A 17,174-nucleotide genomic window follows, 5' to 3' on the forward strand; every position below is an offset into this window, starting at 1 on the left:
CCGGAGGCGCTACCCCGCGCGCCGCGATTGCGCAATGCCCTGTCCCGTGCCCGCTCGTCGGTGGGTTACTGAAGCCACGCAAGCGAGCTCGAAAGGAACACAGCAATGAGCACTCCCCCGAACTCCCCGGGCGTCGGCCGCGACGACCCGAACGCGAACGAACCAGACCGTGTCCGCGACGAGCAGGGCCGCACGTGGGTGCGCGAGGGCGGCACCCCGTCGACGCCCGCCTCCCGCGAGCCGGATGGCACGCACGGCTCCTACATCGGACACGACGGCGACGCCGGATACCGCAGCGACGAGCCGACCCAGGCCTATGACGTGCGCTCGGCCGACGACAACGGCAACGACGACGACCAGAGCGACCGCCCGGGTCGCCGCGACCGCGATCGCCGCGGCACCGCCGCCGTCGCAGCGGGCGATTCCGACGGACACTCTCGCGATGACAACACGCGCTCGCACGCGGGGGCCGCGGCGGGCGGCGCCGCCGCGGGAGCCGCCCTCGGCGGCAGGCCTGCACGCGAGGAGGTCGTCCGGCGCGAGAAGGAGGAGTTCGGCGGCATGAAGTTCGGCTCGGCCTTCTTCGGATGGCTGTGCGCGATGGGCATGACCGTCCTCCTCACCGCGCTGGTCGCGGGAGCGGGCGCGGCGCTCGGCCTCGGCGCGAACGTCGATCCCGAGCAGGCCGCCGACGAGGCGACGCAGAACGCGGACACCATCGGGATCGCCGGTGCGATCGCCGTGGCGGTCATCCTGCTCGTCTCGTACTACGCGGGCGGCTACGTCGCCGGCCGGATGGCCCGGTTCAGCGGCGTGAAGCAGGGCATCGCGGTGTGGCTGTGGGCGATCATCATCGCCATCATCATCGCCATCATCACGGCGATCGCCGGCGCGCAGTGGAACATCCTCGCCAACGTGAACACCTTCCCCCGCCTGCCCTTCAGCGAGGGCGAGCTGACCACCGCCGGGATCATCACCGCGGTCGTCGCGCTGCTCGTCAGCCTCGTCGGCGCGATCCTCGGCGGCATCGCCGGCATGCGCTACCACCGCAAGGTCGACCGCGTCGGCTTCGGCGCCTGACACCCGTCAACGGAATCGGGCCCCTCGCGCGAAGCGAGGGGCCCGATTCCGTGTGCGGCGAGTCAGCGCTCGACGACGACGTGCTCGTTCGGCACGACGTGCGTCATCTTGAGCCCCGTCACATCGCGCGGGCCGTTGGCCCCGAGGTTCGCCAGGCGCTGCAGCTCCTCCTCGTTCAACGTCTGCGACTGAAGCGGCTCGAGATGCCGGACGTCGTCGACGGAGATGCCGAGGCCCTCGCCCACGCGCAGGCCGAGCTCGTCGTCGACCATGAGGAAGTGCCACACCATGCGCTCCTGCACGGCGCGCGCGGCCTGCCCGATGAGCGTGACGAAGTTGAGGACGAGGTCGTCCTTCTCCCACTGCTCGAGCAGCTGGTAGCGCTGCCCCGCCTGCGTGTAGTCGTTCGTCCGCGGGATGCGCTGGCGCGTGAGGCGGCCGGTGATCTCGGGGCCCTGCTCGTCGCGGGTCGGGTACTCCGCTTCGCGGAGGCCCCCCGTGATCGAGGGCTCGTAGTTCACGTGCGGGTTCTGCCCCTCGCCGAGATCCACGCCGTACGACATCTGGCCGCCGCGCTGATTGGTCGCCACGCGCGCGTTGCGGGGTGCGTTCACCGGCAGCTGCAGATAGTTCGGACCCACCCGGTAGCGCTGGGTGTCGGAGTACGAGAACGTCCGCCCGACCAGCATCTTGTCGTCGGAGAAGTCCAGGCCGTCCACGAGCACGCCGGTGCCGAACGAGATCTGCTCGTTCTCGTCGTGGTGGTCCGACACGTTGTGCGTGAGGGTCATCGTGCCGACGAGCTTCGGCTCGAACTCGTTCTCCGGCCACACCTTGGTGTCGTCGAGCGGGTCGAAGTCGAGCTCGGGGTGCTCGTCGTCGCTCATGAGCTGCACGTACAGATCCCACTGCGGGTGGTCGCCGCGCTCGATCGCCTCGTAGAGGTCCTTCGACGCGTGCCCGAGGTCATCCGCCTGGATGTTCGCGGCGTCGGCGGCGGTGAGGCTCGCGACCCCGGCGCGCGGGATCCAGTGATATTTCACGAGATGCGTCTCGCCGTCGGCGTTGACCCACTTGTACGTGTTCACACCGAACCCCTGCATCGTCCGGTAGTTCGCAGGGATGCCGCGCGGGCTGAACAGGTTCACCAGCATGTGCATCGCCTCGGGCGTCTGCGACATGAAATCGAAGATGCGCGCAGGCTCTTGTCGGAAGGTCACCGGGTCGGGCTTCAGCGCGTGGATGACGTCGGGGAACTTGATCGCGTCGCGGATGAAGAACACCGCGAGGTTGTTGCCGACGAGGTCCCAGTTGCCGTCCTCGGTGTAGAACTTCACCGCGAAGCCGCGGGGGTCGCGCGCTGCCTCAGACGAGTCCCGCCCGCCGATGACGGTCGAGAAGCGGATGGCCACATCGGTCCTCTTGCCGGCCTCCGAGAAGAGCTTCGCCCGGGTGTAGGTCGCGATCGGCTCGTCGCCCCACCGTCCGGTCGCCTCGAAGTGCCCGAACGCGACGGCGCCGCGCGCATGCACGACGCGCTCGGGGATGCGCTCCCGGTCGAAGTGGCTGATCTTCTCCAGGAACTGGTAGTTCTCGAGGGTGGCGGGGCCTCGGGCTCCCACCGTGCGCTGATTCTGATTGTCGTAGACGGGATGGCCCTGGCGGTTGGTGAGAATCGGACGGTCCTCTTCGCTCGGCTCCGGCCCCTGGGACGCGACATCTGTCATGGAAAACCCTCTCGTGGCGTGGTCGGGGTACGGCCACACGCTAGGTGCGATGCCCGCCCCCGTCGAGGGTCGCCGCGAGACTGGCCACGAGACGGCTGCCCGACTACCCTTCTCCACCCGCCGTGTCCTCAGACAGCTCTGACACGCTGAGCAGGTGATCAACGACGCCGGTCTCGCGTTCCTCTCCGAGCGCCACCTCGCGACCCTCTCCACCCTCGGCCGCGACGGCCGCATCCACGCCGTGCCGGTGGGCATGACCTACCGCGACGGCGTCGTGCGCGTCATCGGCTCCGGCGGCACGCAGAAGTTCGTGAACGCCGCGCGAGCGGGTCGGGCGACGGTGAGCACCGTCGACGGCGCCCGCTGGCTGAGCTTCGAGGGAGCCGCCCGCGTGAGCGACGACCCCGACGCGGTCGCCCTCGCCGTGGCGATGTACGCCGAGCGGTACCGGCAGCCGCGTGAGAACCCCCGCCGCGTGGTGCTCGAGATCGAGGTCGACCGCGTGCTCGGCTCCCCCGCCCTGCGCGGCTGACCCCGCTTTCGACCGGGATTCCGCGCCGTAGACTGATAAGACCCGCGGGAGTGGTGAAACTGGCAGACACGCAGGATTTAGGTTCCTGTGCCTCCGGGCGTGGGGGTTCGATTCCCCCCTTCCGCACAGGGCGCGATCCCCGTCGCGGCCGTTTCCTGACATCCGGAGCTCCGTGCACCACATCGCTCTCATCCCCTGGCTCGACCCGCAGGCCGTCATCGAGGCCGCCGGCCCGTGGGCGCTGCTGGTGGTGTGCTTCATCGTCTTCGCCGAGACGGGCCTGCTCGTCGGATTCCTCCTCCCCGGCGACACGCTGCTGCTGATCGCCGGCCTGCTCACGCACACTGTGAACGTGTTCGGGCTGAACATCTGGGCCGTCAGCGGGCTCATCGCGCTGGCCGCCTTCCTCGGCGGCGAGGTCGGATACCTCATCGGGCACAAGGGCGGTCCGGCGGTGTTCGAACGGCGCGAGTCCGGGCTGTTCAGCCGACGGAACGTCGAGCGCACGAACGCGTTCTTCGAGCGGTTCGGCGGTCTCACCGTGGTGCTCGCGCGCTTCGTGCCCGTCGTGCGCACCTTCGCGCCCATCGCCGCCGGCGTCGGTCATATGCCCTGGAAGCGATACTCGCTCTACAACCTCATCGGCGCCGTACTGTGGGGCTTCGGCCTGACGATGTTCGGATACCTCATCGCGTACATCCCGGTGGTTCGCGACATCGTGACGGAATACATCGACTACATCCTGCTGGCCGCCGTCGCCGGCACGGCGCTCATCGTGCTCTGGCACTACCTGCAGGAGCGCCGCCACGCGCACGAGGACCGCCAGGCCGACCAAGACCGCGGCGAGCGCGAGCAGACGAACCTCGTGCTCGATCGGGACGTGTTCGACCGTGCGCCGGACTTCGACGGAGACGGCAAGCCCGGCTTCTGATCCGCGTGCCGCGGTCCGTCCGGATGGCTCCTCCCGGACATCCGGGAGGAGAAGCGCACTCCCGAGGACAAATCCGGTCCGGGACCTCCGCCCGAACGCACATCTCCTCCCGAATGCGCGTGCGCACCGGCGTCAGGACGCCTTCTTCGCGCGCTTCTTCGGCTTCGTCTCCTTCTCCTCCGCTGCGGCCTCAGCCTCATCCCCGGCGTCGCCTGCGTCGGACTTCTTCCCGCCGCGCGCGGCCCGCGAGCGCTCCACGCTCGCACGCAGGGCCTCCATGAGGTCGATGACCTCGCCGCCCTTCTCCTCGTCGGCGCCGAAGGTGGCCTCGGTGTCGACCGCGTCGCCCTTCTCGAGCTTCGCCTGGATGAGGGTGCGCAGCTCCTGCTGGTACTCGTCGACGAACGCGTCGGGGTCGAAGTCCGACGAGTAGCTCTCCACGAGGCTCGCCGAGAGCTCGAGCTCCTTGTCGCTGATCTTCACCGGGTCCTCGAGTGACGGGAAGTCCGCCGCCCGCACCTCGTCGGCCCACAGCAGCGTCTGCAGCATGAGCACGCCCTTCCGCACCCGCAGGGCCGCCAGCCGCGTCTTCTGGCGCAGCGAGAAGCGCACGATGGCGGTGCGGTCCGAGCGCTCGAGCGTCTCGCGCAGCAGCGCGTAGGACTTCGGGGACGCGGAGTCGGGCTCGAGGAAGTACGCGCGGTCGAACGTGATCGGGTCGACCTGGTCGGTCGGCACGAACTCCACCACCTCGATCTCGCGGCTGCGCTCCGACGGCAGGGACTTCAGGTCGTCGTCGGTGAGGACGACCGTGCGGTCGCCGTCGTCGTAGGCACGGTCGATGTCGCGGTAGGCGACGACCTCGCCGCACACCTCGCAGCGGCGCTGGTAGCGGATGCGCCCGCCGTCTGCGGCGTGCACCTGGTGCAGCGAGACGTCGTGGTCCTCCGTCGCGGCGTACACCTTGACCGGCACGTTGACGAGGCCGAAGGTGAGCGCGCCCTTCCAGATCGATCTCATGCGCCCAGTGAACCGCTCCCGGGCGCGGTCGGCCAGGGCTTGACGCGCGCGCCCGCGTCGCGCTTAGCCTGGGGCATGCCCGCCGCCCCGCAGACCGTCGAGGTGGCCGGGCGACGCCTGCGGGTGTCGAACCTCGAGCGGGTGATGTACCCGGAGACCGGCACGACGAAGGCCGACGTCATCGCGTACTACACCCGCATCGCCCCGCTGCTGCTGCCGCACGTGGCGGGGCGGCCGGTGACGCGCAAGCGCTGGGTGGAGGGCGTGGGCACGGCGGACGCACCGGAGGAGTCGTTCTTCGCCAAGGCGCTGGAGCCCGGCGCCCCGTCCTGGGTGCCGCGCCGGGCCATTCCGCACAGCACGGGTCCGAAGGACTACCCGCTCGTCGAGGAGGTCGCCTCCCTCGTGTACCTCGCGCAGGTGGCGAGCCTCGAGCTGCACGTGCCCCAGTGGCGGTTCACGGCGGCCGGCGAGCCGGGACCCGCCGACCGCCTCGTCCTCGACCTCGATCCGGGCCCCGGCATGGGCCTCGCGGAGTGCGCGGAGGTCGCGCGCCTCATCCGCCCCATTCTGGCGGGGATGGGGCTCGAGGCGCACCCCGTGACGAGCGGCAGCAAGGGGATCCACCTCTACGCCGCGCTCCCCCAGCCGATGCCGTCCGACAGCGCGTCCGCCCTCGCGCACGAGCTCGCCCGCGCGCTCGAGGCCGACCACCCCGACCTCGTCGTGAGCGCGATGCGGAAGGACCTCCGCGCGGGGCGCGTGTTCGTCGACTGGAGTCAGAACAACGGGAAGAAGACGACGGTCGCCCCGTACTCGCTGCGGGGACGCTCCCGCCCCTCGGTCGCGGCTCCCCGCACCTGGGAGGAGATCGACGACCCCGAGCTCCGTCACCTCGAGCTGGACGAGGTGCTCGCCCGCGCCGAGTCGCTGGGCGACCCCCTGGCCGAGGTCGACGCTCTTCCCGTCGAGCACGGACCGCTGCGGTCGTACATCGCCAAGCGCACGGCCGGCCGCACGCCCGAGCCGGTGCCGGAGACCCCGCACGCCGAGCCCCCGCACGCCGGCGAGCTGCCCCGCTTCGTCGTGCACGAGCATCACGCGTCGCGGCTCCACTGGGACCTGCGCCTCGAGCGCGACGGGGTGCTGGCGAGCTGGGCGGTGCCGAAGGGCATCCCGGAGACCCCGGAACGCAACCACCTCGCAGTGCGGACGGAGGACCATCCCCTCGCGTACATCGACTTCCACGGGACGATCCCGAAGGGCGAGTACGGCGCGGGCACCATGACCGTCTGGGACACCGGCACGTACGAGACCGAGAAGTGGCGCGACCGCGAGGTCATCGTCACCCTGCGCGGGCGCGAGGACGGCCCGCTGCACGAGGTGCGGATCGCCCTCATCCGCACGCAGGGCGAGGGCGAGAAGGCCTCGTGGCTCCTGCACCGCACGAAACAGCAGCCCACGCAGCAGCCCGGGCACCAGCCGGACTCGTCCGATCAGGATGCTGGCGATCCGCCGCCGCAGCGCCCGGCGCCCATGCTCGCCGTCCACGGCACGCCGGGCCTCGCGCGCACGCTGTCCGACCCGCCGTGGGCCGAGTTCAAGTGGGACGGCGTGCGCGCCCTCGCCGAGTGGCGCTCGGGCGCCCTGCGCCTGTTCGCGCGCTCGGGCACCGAGATCACGCACCGCTACCCGGAGCTGTCCGAGCCCGCCCGCACGCACGTCGACGGCTGGGACGCGCTGCTCGACGGCGAGATCGTCGCGCTCGACGAGCAGGGCAGGCCGAGCTTCTCGCTCCTGCAGAACCGGATGCACCTCGAGCGCGGCGACGACATCGCCCGCGAGCGCGGGCGCGTGCCGGCGCTGCTGTACCTGTTCGACATCCTGCGCCTGGATGGCCGCGATCTCACCGCCCTCCCCCTCGAGGAGCGCCGCGCCATCCTCGAGCGCGTCACGGCGACGGCCGGCCCGACGGTGGTCGTGCCTCCCGTCCTCGACGACGTCGACCTCGCCCTGGACGTCGCGCAGGAGCACGGCCTCGAGGGGGTCGTCGCGAAGCGGCGCTCCTCGCCCTACCGCGCCGGCACCCGCAGCGAGGACTGGCTGAAGCTCAAGCTCACCCGCATGCAGGAGGCCGTGATCGGAGGCTTCCGCCGCGGCCGCGGCGCGCGCTCGGACTCGTTCGCCTCGCTGCTCCTCGGCATCCCCGAAGCGGATGGCCTGAGGTACGTCGGCCGTGTCGGCAGCGGCTTCTCGGAGCGGGAGCTGCACCGGATCCGCACGACGCTCGCTCCGCTGTGCGCGGATGCGTCGCCGTTCCTCGACGTGCCCCGCGAGGACGCCGCCGACGCGACCTGGGTGACGCCCACGCTGGTGGGAGAGGTGGAGTTCGCGGAGTGGACGCGCAGCGGCAATCTGCGGCAGGCGCGCTGGCGCGGACTGCGACCCGACAAGAGCCCGGACGACGTCCGACGGGAGGCGTGACACGAGCACGGGTCGCGGGGCGATACTCTTGGCGCTTGTGTGCCAGCGAGAGGAGCTACACGATGGCAGCACTTCATGACGCCCTGACTCCCGTATTCGACGAGGTCATCCAGCGCAACCCCGGCGAAGCCGAGTTCCACCAGGCAGTGCGAGAGGTTCTGGAGAGCCTCGGCCCCGTGCTCGCCAAACGCCCCGAGTATGTCGACGCGGAGATCATCCGCCGGCTGTGCGAGCCGGAGCGGCAGATCATCTTCCGCGTGCCGTGGACCGATGACGCCGGCCGCGTGCAGCTGAACCGCGGCTTCCGGGTCGAGTTCAACTCCGCTCTCGGCCCGTACAAGGGCGGCCTGCGCTTCCACCCGTCGGTCTACCTGGGCATCGTGAAGTTCCTCGGCTTCGAGCAGATCTTCAAGAACGCGCTCACCGGCATGCCGATCGGCGGCGGCAAGGGCGGGTCGGACTTCGACCCGAAGGGCCGCTCCGACGCGGAGGTCATGCGCTTCTGCCAGTCGTTCATGACCGAGCTGCACCGCCACATCGGCGAGCACACCGACGTCCCCGCGGGCGACATCGGAGTGGGCGGTCGGGAGATCGGCTACCTCTTCGGTCAGTACCGTCGCATCACGAACCGCCACGAGTCCGGTGTGCTGACCGGCAAGGGCCTCACGTGGGGCGGCTCGCAGGTGCGCACCGAGTCCACCGGCTACGGCACGGTGTTCTTCGTCAAGGAGGCGCTCGCCGCGCGCGGCCAGGACCTCGAGGGCAAGCGCGTCGTCATCTCCGGCTCGGGCAACGTCGCGATCTACGCGACGGAGAAGGCGCAGGCGCTCGGCGCCCACGTCGTCGCGTGCTCCGACTCCGCGGGCTACATCGTCGACGAGGCCGGCATCGACCTCGAGCTCCTCAAGGAGATCAAGAACGGCCACCGCGGCCGCGTGTCGGACTACGCGGACCGCCGCGGCAGCGCGATCTACGTGGCCGGCGGCTCGATCTGGGACGTCCCCAGCGACATCGCGCTCCCCTGCGCCACGCAGAACGAGCTCGACGCCGACGCGGCGGCCAAGCTCGTCGCGCACCGCACGCTCATCGTCGCCGAGGGCGCGAACATGCCCACCACGCCTGACGCCGCGCGCGTGCTGCGCGACGGCGGCGTGATCTTCGCTCCGGGCAAGGCCGTGAACGCCGGCGGCGTCGCGACCAGCGCCCTCGAGATGCAGCAGAACGCCTCGCGCGACTCCTGGTCGTTCGAGCACACCGAGCAGCGTCTGTCGGAGATCATGAGCTCGATCCACCAGCGCTGCCTGGAGACCGCCGACGAGTACGGCACCCCCGGCGACTACGTCGCGGGCGCCAACATCGCCGGCTTCACGCAGGTCGCCGACGCGATGCTGGCTCAGGGCGTCATCTGAGCGATTCGGGCACCGGCCGGACAGCGGTATCGCTGGTCGGCCGGTGCCCGTGCTCGGCGCCGATCCCGAAGTAGTGGCGGAAGCTGTAGATCGTCGGCTCCCACCGCTGCGGATCGATGTGATCCGTGCCGGGCGCCACGATCGCCGGGTCGGCGTGCACGGCCTGCACCTCCGCCTCCACGATCGCGTAGTCGCCGAGCCCGTCGGTCACGCGCAGCACCCGCGCCTCCAGCTGCAGGGCGCATTCCGCCACTCGCGGCGGCGCCACGTGCTGCGACGCCTGCGGGGTGAGACCGGCCGCGGCGAACTTGTCCGCCACGTGGCGATGCCGAGCCGCCTTCGTCGGCGGCACCTCGGCCATCCCGGTCGTGTCGGCGATCGCCTCGACGGCCGGCCACAGCGCCGGCGACGGGAAGCTCACCGTGAGCTCGGGCCGCTCGCGCACGTTGCGGATGGTCTGGCCGTCGTTCTCGAGGCCGAGCACGAGCATCCATCCCAGCGCCCAGTACGACGACGCCGGCGCGAGGTTGGGCGAGCCGTCGGCGTTGACGCTCGCGATGAGCATCACCGGCGTGCCCACATACAGCACGGAGGGGCGGATGTCGATGTGATCGGCCGTCATGGGACTCCTCGGAAAGGGCGCTGAGGGGTAGCGTCGAGTGCGTGTTCGAGCGTATCGAGGTCGGGCTGTCGTGACCGGCCATGTGACGAAGCTGAAGCGCGCGTATGACGATCCGGCGGGCGACGACGGGTGGCGCGTGCTCGTCGACCGCCTGTGGCCGCGCGGGGTCTCCCGCGAGCGCGCGGCCATCGACGACTGGGCCAAGGAGGTCGCGCCGAGCCCCGAGCTCCGCACCGACTGGCATCACGACCCCGACCGCTTCGACGAGTTCGCGCGCCGCTATCGCGCGGAGCTCGACGACAACCCTGCGGTCGACGCGCTGCGGGCCGGTCTCGCCGACCATCCGGTCGTGACGCTCGTGTACGGCGCGCGCGACGAGCAGCACAACCACGCCGTGGTCCTCCGCGACTACCTGGAGGAGCGCTGGTGACCCTGGAGAGCCTGCTCGGCATCGCCCACCCCCTCGTCCTCGCCCCGTTCGGCGGCGTCTCGTCGGTGGCGCTCACCGCTGCCGTGAGCGATGCCGGCGGGCTCGGCTCGTACGGGCTATACGGCTACGCGCCCGACCGCATCCGCGACACGGTGGCGGAGCTCCGCGCGGCGACCGCGCAGCCGATCGCGGTGAACCTATGGCTGCCGCGCGGCGACGAGGTGCACCCGGGCGAGGTCGACGTCGCCGACGCGATCGCGGCCATCCGCCCGCTCTTCGACGAGCTCGGCGCCCCGGTGCCCGAGCTGCCCGAGGCCTTTTTGCCCGACGTCGAGGAGCAGCTGGACGCCGTCATCGCCGCGCGCCCCGACGTGCTGAGCGTCGTCTTCGGCGTCCCGGCGACCGACCACCTCGAGCGCCTGCACGCGGCCGGCATCCGCGTCGTCGGCACCGCGACGACGGTCGACGAGGCTCGCGCGCTGGCGGCCGGCGGCGTCGACGCCGTCGTCGCGACCGGCGCCGAGGCCGGCGGGCACCGCGTGTCGTGGCTGCGGCCCGCCGAGGAGTCCCTCGTCGGCGGGCTCGCGCTCATCCCCCAGGTCGTCGACGCCGTCGACGTGCCGGTGATCGCGGCGGGCGGCATCGCCGACCGCCGCGGTGTCGCGGCCGCCCGCGCCCTCGGCGCCTCGGGGGTCCAGGTGGGCACCGCGTTCCTCCGCACGACGCTGTCGGCCGCACCGCCCTCGCACCGCGCGGCGATCGCCTCGGCGGACGAGACCGTGCTCACCCGCGCCATGAGCGGCCGGCTCGCGCGCGGCATCCCCAACCGCGCGGTCCGCGTCATCGAGACCGCCGGCGCGATCGCGCCCTTCCCCGCGCAGAACTGGCTCACCGGCCGCTTCCGGGCAGTCGCCGCCGCGCAGGACCGGGGCGACCTGCTGTCGCTGTGGGCGGGGCAGGGCGCGCGACTCACGCGGCACGACGACGTCGACGCCGTCTTCGCGGAGCTCCTCGCCGGCTGGCGCTGAGATCAGGCGTGCTGGCCGTCGTCGCGGTCGGCGTGCCCCGCCTCCTCGATCTGGAAGGTCGAGTGCGCGACGTCGAAGTGATCCGCCAGGCACTCCTGCAGGTCGCGGAGCACGGCGGCGCTTCGTCCCTCCGCCACCACGTCGGGCGAGACCACCACGTGCGCGGTGAAGACGGGCGCCCCCCGCGTGAGCTGCCACACGTGCACGTCGTGGACGTCGGCGACGCCCGGAGCGGCCAGCAGATGCGAGCGGATGGCCGCGACGCTCGTCCCCGCGGGTGCGGACTCCGACAGCACCCCGACGACCTCCCGCAGGAGCGCGACCGCGCGCGGCACGATGAGCACGGCGATGGCGAGGGAGGCGATCGCGTCCGCCGGCGCCCAGCCCGTCGTGAGGATGACCACGGCCGCCGCGATCACGAGCACCGACCCCACGAGGTCGCCAAGCACCTCCAGGTACGCGCCGCGCACATTGAGGCTGTGCCGCTGGGCGGCGCTCAGCAGCCAGAGCGAGACCGCGTTCGCGACGAGGCCCACCAGCGCGACCACGACCATCCAGCCGCCCTCGACCTCGTAGGCATCGGGCCGCAGCAGGCGACGGACGCCCTCGACGGCGACCGAGACGCTCAGCACGATGAGGATCACCGCGTTCACGAGCGCGCCGAGCACCTCCGCGCGCCGGTAGCCGTACGTCCGGCGGTCATCGGCCGGGCGCGCGGCCACCGCGCTCGCGACGAGGGCGACCACGAGCGCCACCGCGTCGGTGAGCATGTGCACGGCGTCGGCGAGCAGCGCGAGCGACCCCGAGACGAGGGCGCCGACGAGCTGGACGAAAAAGACCGCGGCCGTCAGCGACAGCGAGATCGCCAGCAGGCGCCTGCTGTCGGCGCCGCGGATGCCCGGGGCGTGGTCGTGCATGACCCCAGGCTAGGCGTGCGAGCGGCTCAGAGGGCGGCGAGCAGCGGGCCGAGCTGCGTGAACGCGCGTGCGCGGTGCGAGGCGGCGTTCTTCTCCTCCGCCGTCCACTCGGCGACGGTCCGCTCCTCCTCGCCCTGGCCATCCGGGACGAACACGGGGTCGTAGCCGAAGCCGCCGGCGCCGCGCGGCTCGCGCGCGATGCGCCCCGGCCAGATGCCCTCGACGACGTGCTCGGCGCCCTCGGGCCTCACCAGCGCGATCACCGACGTGTAGTGGCCGCCGCGGTGCGGATCGGCGATGTCGGAGATCTGGTCGAGGAGCAGCGCGAGGTTGGCCGCGTCGTCCTTCGCGTGGCCCGCCCAGTATGCGGAGAACACGCCGGGCGACCCGCCGAGCACGTCGACGCAGACGCCGGAGTCGTCGGCCATCGCGGGAAGACCGGTGTGAGCGGCCGCGGCGCGCGCCTTGATGAGCGCGTTCTCGGCGAAGGTGGTGCCGTCCTCGACGGGCTCCGGACCGTCGTAGGAGACGACCTCGAAGTCGGGGCGCGTGCGGGCGACGATGCCCTGGAACTCGGCGACCTTGTGCGCGTTGTGCGTGGCGAGGACGATGCGCTGCACCGTCACGCCTCCTGGCCGAGGGCGGCGAGCTGGTGGTCGCGCAGCTCCGCGCACCCGTTGACGCCCAGCTCGAGCAGCGCATCGAGCTCGCTCTTGTCGAACGGCGCGCGCTCGGCGGTGCCCTGCACCTCGACGAAGAGTCCGCGGCCGGTGACGACGACGTTCATGTCGGTCTCCGCGCGGGAGTCCTCGACGTACGGCAGGTCGAGCATGGGCACGCCGTCGATGATGCCGACCGACACGGCGGCGACGGAGTCGATGAGCACGCGGGACTTCTGCCCGACGAACTTGCGCTGCCGACCCCACTCGATGGCGTCGGCGAGCGCGACGTAGGCGCCGGTGATCGCGGCCGTGCGGGTGCCGCCGTCGGCCTGCAGCACGTCGCAGTCGATGACGATCGTGTTCTCGCCGAGGGCCTTCGTATCGACGACCGCACGGAGAGCGCGGCCGATGAGACGCGAGATCTCGTGCGTGCGCCCGCCGATCTTGCCCTTCACGCTCTCGCGCTGGCTGCGGTCGTTGGTGGCCCGCGGCAGCATCGCGTACTCGGCCGTGACCCAGCCCTTGCCCTGACCGGTCAGCCAGCGCGGCACGCCGTTCGTGAACGACGCCGTGCAGAGCACCTTGGTGCCGCCGAAGCTGATGAGGGCGGAGCCCTCGGCCTGGCTGCTCCAGCCGCGCTCGATCGTGATGGGGCGGAGCTGGTCGGGGGTGCGGCCGTCGGCACGCTGCGTCATGGTGTCTTCTTCTCTCATCGGGGGAGGTCGATCGCGCCGGTGCGGACGAGGCGCACGTCGCGCACCTCGCGGCCCAGCAGGCGGTTGGCGAGGGTGGTGAAGGTGGCGGTGTCGGCGCCGGTCGCCTCGTAGGTGTGCGCGGCCTCGGCACCGTGGTCGGCGAGGAGGCCGTTCGAGAGGAGCTGGCGGTAGACGTCCTTCGCGGTCTCGGAGTCGCTCGAGACGAGGGACACGCCCTCGCCCATGAGGTAGCTGATGGCGCCCTTGAGGAAGGGATAGTGCGTGCAGCCGAGCACGAGCGTGTCGACGTCGGCGGCCCGCAGCGGGGCGAGGTACTCCTCCGCGACGGCGAGGAGCTCCGGGGAGTCGGTGACGCCGGCCTCGACGAACTCGACGAAGCGCGGGCACGCCGCCGTGAACACCTCGATGCCGGGGTTCACGCCGAGCATGTCCTGGTAGACGCCGGAGCCGATCGTCCCCTCCGTGCCGATCACGCCGATCCGCCCGTTGCGGGTCGCGGCGATGGCGGTGCGGACCGCCGGGCCGATGACCTCGACGACCGGCACGTCGTAGCGCTCCCGCGCGTCGCGCAGCATGGCGGCGGAGGCGGTGTTGCAGGCGATGACGAGCATCTTCACGCCCTGCTCGACGAGGGTGTCGAGCACCTCGAGCGAGTAGCGGCGGACATCGGCGATGGGCTTCGGCCCGTACGGCGAGTGCAGCGTGTCGCCGACGTAGACGAGCGATTCACGGGGCAGCTGGTCGCTGATCGCCCGCGCCACGGTGAGCCCGCCGACGCCCGAGTCGAAGATCCCGATCGGCGCGTTGTTCACGATGTCCCAGCGTACCCGTCGGGCGGAGGGGCGCGCCCGCGCCGGTAGGCTGACCGCCATGAGCGCCTCCACGGCCCTGATGACGGACCGCTACGAACTGACCATGCTCGACGCCGCGCTGCGCGACGGCACCGCCGACCGCCACTGCGTGTTCGAGCTGTTCGCCCGCCGCCTCTCGGGCGGTCGCCGCTTCGGCGTCGTCGCCGGCACCGGGCGCCTGCTCGCGCTGCTGCGGGACTTCCGCTTCGGCGACGACGAACTGCGCTTCCTGCGCGACGAGAAGGTCGTGAGCCCCGAGACCATCCGGCACCTCGAGAGCTACCGCTTCCGCGGCACGGTCACCGGCTACCGCGAGGGCGAGCTCTACTTCCCCGGCTCCCCCATCCTCACGATCGAGGGCTCCTTCGCCGACGCCGTCATCCTCGAGACGCTCGCGCTCAGCGTCATGAACCACGACGCCGCGGTCGCCACGGCTGCCGCGCGCATGAGCATCGCCGCGGGCGACCGGCCTCTGGCCGAGATGGGATCGCGCCGCGCGGCCGAGCACTCCGCCGTCGCGGCCGCCCGCGCCGCGTACATCGCGGGGTTCCACGCGACGAGCAACCTCGAGGCCGGCCGACTCTGGGGGCTGCCGACCATGGGCACCGCCGCCCACGCCTGGACCCTCCTGCACGACACCGAGGAGGACGCCTTCCGCTCGCAGGTCGCTGCGCTGGGCTCCGACACGGCCCTCCTCGTCGACACCTACGACACCCGCCGCGGTGTCGAGCTCGCGGTGCAGGTGGCCGGCACCGGGCTCGGCGGCGTGCGCATCGACTCCGGCGACCTCCCGATCGTGGCGGGCGAGGTGCGCGCACAGCTGGACGAGCTGGGGGCGACCGAGACGCGCATCACGGTCACGAGCGACCTCGACGAGTACGCGATCGCCGCTCTCGCGGCCTCCCCCGTCGACGCGTACGGCGTCGGCACGTCCGTCGTGACCGGTTCGGGCTACCCGACCGCCGGCATGGTCTACAAGCTCGTCGCCCGTCAGGGCGCGGATGGCGGATGGGTGTCGGTCGCGAAGAAGGCGGAGGGCAAGGGCTCGCAGGGCGGCCGCAAGCGGGCCTTCCGCCGCCTGGAGAACGGCGTCGCGGTGGACGAGTACGTCGAGATCGCAGACGGCTTCGAGGAGCTGCCCGCCGCCGCCGACGTCGCGGGCGGCCGCGCCCTGCAGGTGACGCTCGTCGACCACGGCGAGACCGATGTCTCCTACGAGGGCCCCGGGGGTGTGCAGGCCGCGCGAGCGCATCACCTCGCCGTCCGCGAGGAGCTGCCGGTGCGCGCGCTCGCCCTCAGCAAGTCCGATCCGGCCATCCCCACCGTCTACGCCGACGCCGGCGACCGCTGAGACGGAGGAAGCCGCCGGCATCTGCGCCGGCGGCTTCTCTCAGTGCTGCATGGATTCGTAGATCTCCTTGCAGGTGGGACAGACGGGGAACTTCTCCGGGTCGCGGCCCGGCGTCCACTTCTTCCCGCACAGCGCGCGGACCGGCTTTCCGGTCATCGCGGATTCGAGGATCTTGTCCTTCTTGACGTAGTGCGAGAAGCGCTCGTGATCTCCGGGCTCGATCGTCTCCTCGCGGAGGAGCTCTTCGAGCTCGCGGTCGAGAAGTGCCGTGCCGCCCTGATCGGGACTGTCAAGGGGAGTGCTCATGACGTGCAGTCTAGCTGTAGTGCCCAGCCAGGTTGTTTGAGATCCGGCTGATGGGCGGGAGCTTTCCGATCGCGGTGTGGGGCCTGTGGTGATTGTAGAAGTGCAGCCAGGCCGGGAGGGCTGCGCGTCGGGCTGACTCGCTGTTGTAGTGCTTCGCGTAGGCCCAGCCGTCGGCCATGGTGCGGTGGAAGCGCTCGATCTTCCCGTTCGTCTGCGGACGGCGCGGGCGGGTGAACTTCGGCCGGACGTCGAGATCGTCGCAGGCGTGCTTCCAGGCGTGGGAGCGGTAAGCCGAGCCGTTGTCGGAGAGCACGCGTTCGACGCGGACCCCGCGGTCGGCGAACCACGAGACGGCGCGTCGTAGAACCCCGATCGCGGTCTCGGCGCGCTCATCGTCGTGGATCTCCGCGTAGGCGACGCGGGAGTGATCGTCGATCACGGTATGAACGAATGCGTAGCCGAGGATCTCGTGGCGGTGCTTGTCCCGCGCCAGGCCCGGAGTTGCCTGGCGGTTCCAGTCGCCTTGTTGACGGCCGACGAACCGCCACCCGCCGCCGAGCGGAATGTTGCCGAGCTTCTTCACGTCGACATGGATCAAGGCGCCTGGCGTCTCGTGCTCGTAACGCCGCGCCTGCTCTCCCGTCTTCACGTCGACGTGAGTGAGGCGGTTCAGCCGGCATCGGGTCAGAACCGCGTGCACGGTCGAGGCGGGCATGTCCAGCCGCCCGGCGATCTGAACCGGGCCGAGACGCTTGCGGAGCCGCAGGTGAACGATCTTCTTCACCAGCAACTGCGGGGTCTTGTTCGGGTGCGTATGCGGGCGCGAGGAGCGATCGGTCATCCCCGCCTCGCCGAGCTCGGCATAGCGGCGCGCCCACTTGGCCGCGGTCGGCCAGGAAACACGGAAGTAGCCCGCCGCCGCGGCGATGCTCCATCCGTCGTCGATGATCAACCGCGCGATGCGCAGGCGTTGGCGCCGCGTCAGCGCCGCATTACCGTGGGACACGAGAACCTCCGGGTCGTGAGTGAGTGTCTAAGCAGCTCCACTCTGACCGGAGGTTCTCGTCATGTCACGGCAACCAGATCAAACAACGTCCCTGGGCACTAC

17 protein-coding genes and 1 tRNA gene are annotated in these 17,174 nt (G+C 71.3%); 9 read left to right on the forward strand and 9 right to left on the reverse strand.

The genetic code is table 11. The features are described from left to right. Nucleotides 1-105: 105 nt before the first annotated feature. Nucleotides 106-1,080 (forward strand): hypothetical protein, encoded by a 975-nt coding sequence (locus D7D94_RS04810; protein WP_343032146.1) that lies wholly within the window; start codon nucleotides 106-108, stop codon nucleotides 1,078-1,080. Between the two features lie 62 nt (nucleotides 1,081-1,142). Here the strand turns inward: D7D94_RS04810 and D7D94_RS04815 are convergent, their stop codons facing one another. Next, entirely contained in the window at nucleotides 1,143-2,807 is a 1,665-nt protein-coding gene (locus D7D94_RS04815) for a catalase (RefSeq protein WP_156241550.1), read from the reverse strand. A gap of 154 nt (nucleotides 2,808-2,961) precedes the next feature. Here D7D94_RS04815 and D7D94_RS04820 point away from each other — a divergent pair, with 154 nt between their 5' ends. The 3 genes from D7D94_RS04820 (at nucleotide 2,962) to D7D94_RS04830 (ending at nucleotide 4,270) form a co-directional block, all read left to right on the forward strand. Then, nucleotides 2,962-3,339: a PPOX class F420-dependent oxidoreductase gene (locus D7D94_RS04820; RefSeq protein ID WP_156241551.1), complete on the forward strand. Its 378-nt coding sequence runs from the start codon at nucleotides 2,962-2,964 to the stop codon at nucleotides 3,337-3,339. A gap of 44 nt (nucleotides 3,340-3,383) precedes the next feature. Beyond that, nucleotides 3,384-3,465 (forward strand) — tRNA-Leu (locus D7D94_RS04825). Nucleotides 3,466-3,511: 46 nt separating this feature from the next. Then, entirely contained in the window at nucleotides 3,512-4,270 is a 759-nt protein-coding gene (locus D7D94_RS04830; protein ID WP_156241552.1) for a DedA family protein, read from the forward strand. A gap of 132 nt (nucleotides 4,271-4,402) precedes the next feature. Here the strand turns inward: D7D94_RS04830 and ku are convergent, their stop codons facing one another. Beyond that, complete coding sequence (gene ku, locus D7D94_RS04835; RefSeq protein ID WP_156241553.1) at nucleotides 4,403-5,290, reverse strand: non-homologous end joining protein Ku; 888 nt, start codon at nucleotides 5,288-5,290, stop codon at nucleotides 4,403-4,405. A gap of 75 nt (nucleotides 5,291-5,365) precedes the next feature. Here ku and D7D94_RS04840 point away from each other — a divergent pair, with 75 nt between their 5' ends. Together D7D94_RS04840 and gdhA are read left to right on the forward strand one after the other, a co-directional pair. Further along, entirely contained in the window at nucleotides 5,366-7,774 is a 2,409-nt protein-coding gene (locus tag D7D94_RS04840) for an ATP-dependent DNA ligase (RefSeq protein WP_156241554.1), read from the forward strand. A 62-nt stretch (nucleotides 7,775-7,836) separates the two neighbouring features. After that, nucleotides 7,837-9,183: an NADP-specific glutamate dehydrogenase gene (gene gdhA / locus D7D94_RS04845; RefSeq protein ID WP_156241555.1), complete on the forward strand. Its 1,347-nt coding sequence runs from the start codon at nucleotides 7,837-7,839 to the stop codon at nucleotides 9,181-9,183. Here the strand turns inward: gdhA and D7D94_RS04850 are convergent. Next, nucleotides 9,176-9,805 (reverse strand): flavin reductase family protein, encoded by a 630-nt coding sequence (locus tag D7D94_RS04850; protein WP_156241556.1) that lies wholly within the window; start codon nucleotides 9,803-9,805, stop codon nucleotides 9,176-9,178. The genes gdhA and D7D94_RS04850 overlap by 8 nt on opposite strands. Before the next feature lie 70 nt (nucleotides 9,806-9,875). Between D7D94_RS04850 and D7D94_RS04855 the strand changes: the two genes are divergently transcribed. Continuing rightward, nucleotides 9,876-10,235, forward strand: a complete 360-nt coding sequence (locus D7D94_RS04855) for a DUF488 domain-containing protein (protein WP_246171873.1) — start codon at nucleotides 9,876-9,878, stop codon at nucleotides 10,233-10,235. A 2-nt stretch (nucleotides 10,236-10,237) separates the two neighbouring features. After that, entirely contained in the window at nucleotides 10,238-11,263 is a 1,026-nt protein-coding gene (locus D7D94_RS04860; RefSeq protein WP_156243327.1) for an NAD(P)H-dependent flavin oxidoreductase, read from the forward strand. Nucleotides 11,264-11,265: 2 nt separating this feature from the next. On the opposite strand, the gene D7D94_RS04865 is transcribed toward D7D94_RS04860, so the two are convergent. From D7D94_RS04865 to murI, 4 genes are read right to left on the reverse strand one after another with little or no spacing between them, the layout of a single operon-like run. Beyond that, nucleotides 11,266-12,180: a cation diffusion facilitator family transporter gene (locus tag D7D94_RS04865; protein WP_156241557.1), complete on the reverse strand. Its 915-nt coding sequence runs from the start codon at nucleotides 12,178-12,180 to the stop codon at nucleotides 11,266-11,268. A gap of 26 nt (nucleotides 12,181-12,206) precedes the next feature. Then, nucleotides 12,207-12,800, reverse strand: a complete 594-nt coding sequence (gene rdgB, locus D7D94_RS04870; protein WP_173024357.1) for an RdgB/HAM1 family non-canonical purine NTP pyrophosphatase — start codon at nucleotides 12,798-12,800, stop codon at nucleotides 12,207-12,209. A 2-nt stretch (nucleotides 12,801-12,802) separates the two neighbouring features. Beyond that, nucleotides 12,803-13,537, reverse strand: coding sequence for a ribonuclease PH (gene rph / locus D7D94_RS04875; protein WP_156241559.1), 735 nt, complete (start codon nucleotides 13,535-13,537; stop codon nucleotides 12,803-12,805). Nucleotides 13,538-13,551: 14 nt separating this feature from the next. Then, the gene (murI, locus tag D7D94_RS04880; RefSeq protein WP_156241560.1) at nucleotides 13,552-14,370 is read right to left on the reverse strand and encodes a glutamate racemase; all 819 of its coding nucleotides are present in this window, start codon (nucleotides 14,368-14,370) and stop codon (nucleotides 13,552-13,554) included. A gap of 58 nt (nucleotides 14,371-14,428) precedes the next feature. Here murI and D7D94_RS04885 point away from each other — a divergent pair, with 58 nt between their 5' ends. Continuing rightward, nucleotides 14,429-15,760, forward strand: coding sequence for a nicotinate phosphoribosyltransferase (locus tag D7D94_RS04885; protein ID WP_156241561.1), 1,332 nt, complete (start codon nucleotides 14,429-14,431; stop codon nucleotides 15,758-15,760). A 39-nt stretch (nucleotides 15,761-15,799) separates the two neighbouring features. Here D7D94_RS04885 and D7D94_RS04890 read toward each other — a convergent pair whose 3' ends face one another. Then, the gene (locus tag D7D94_RS04890; protein WP_156241562.1) at nucleotides 15,800-16,066 is read right to left on the reverse strand and encodes a DUF3039 domain-containing protein; all 267 of its coding nucleotides are present in this window, start codon (nucleotides 16,064-16,066) and stop codon (nucleotides 15,800-15,802) included. Nucleotides 16,067-16,076: 10 nt separating this feature from the next. Further along, a complete protein-coding gene (locus tag D7D94_RS04895; RefSeq protein ID WP_156241563.1) occupies nucleotides 16,077-17,072 on the reverse strand; it encodes an IS481 family transposase in 996 nt (331 codons plus the stop codon). Between the last annotated feature and the right edge of the window lie 102 nt (nucleotides 17,073-17,174).

The sequence above is a fragment of the Microbacterium oryzae genome (genome assembly GCF_009735645.1).
GTDB classification, from domain to species: domain Bacteria; phylum Actinomycetota; class Actinomycetes; order Actinomycetales; family Microbacteriaceae; genus Microbacterium; species Microbacterium oryzae.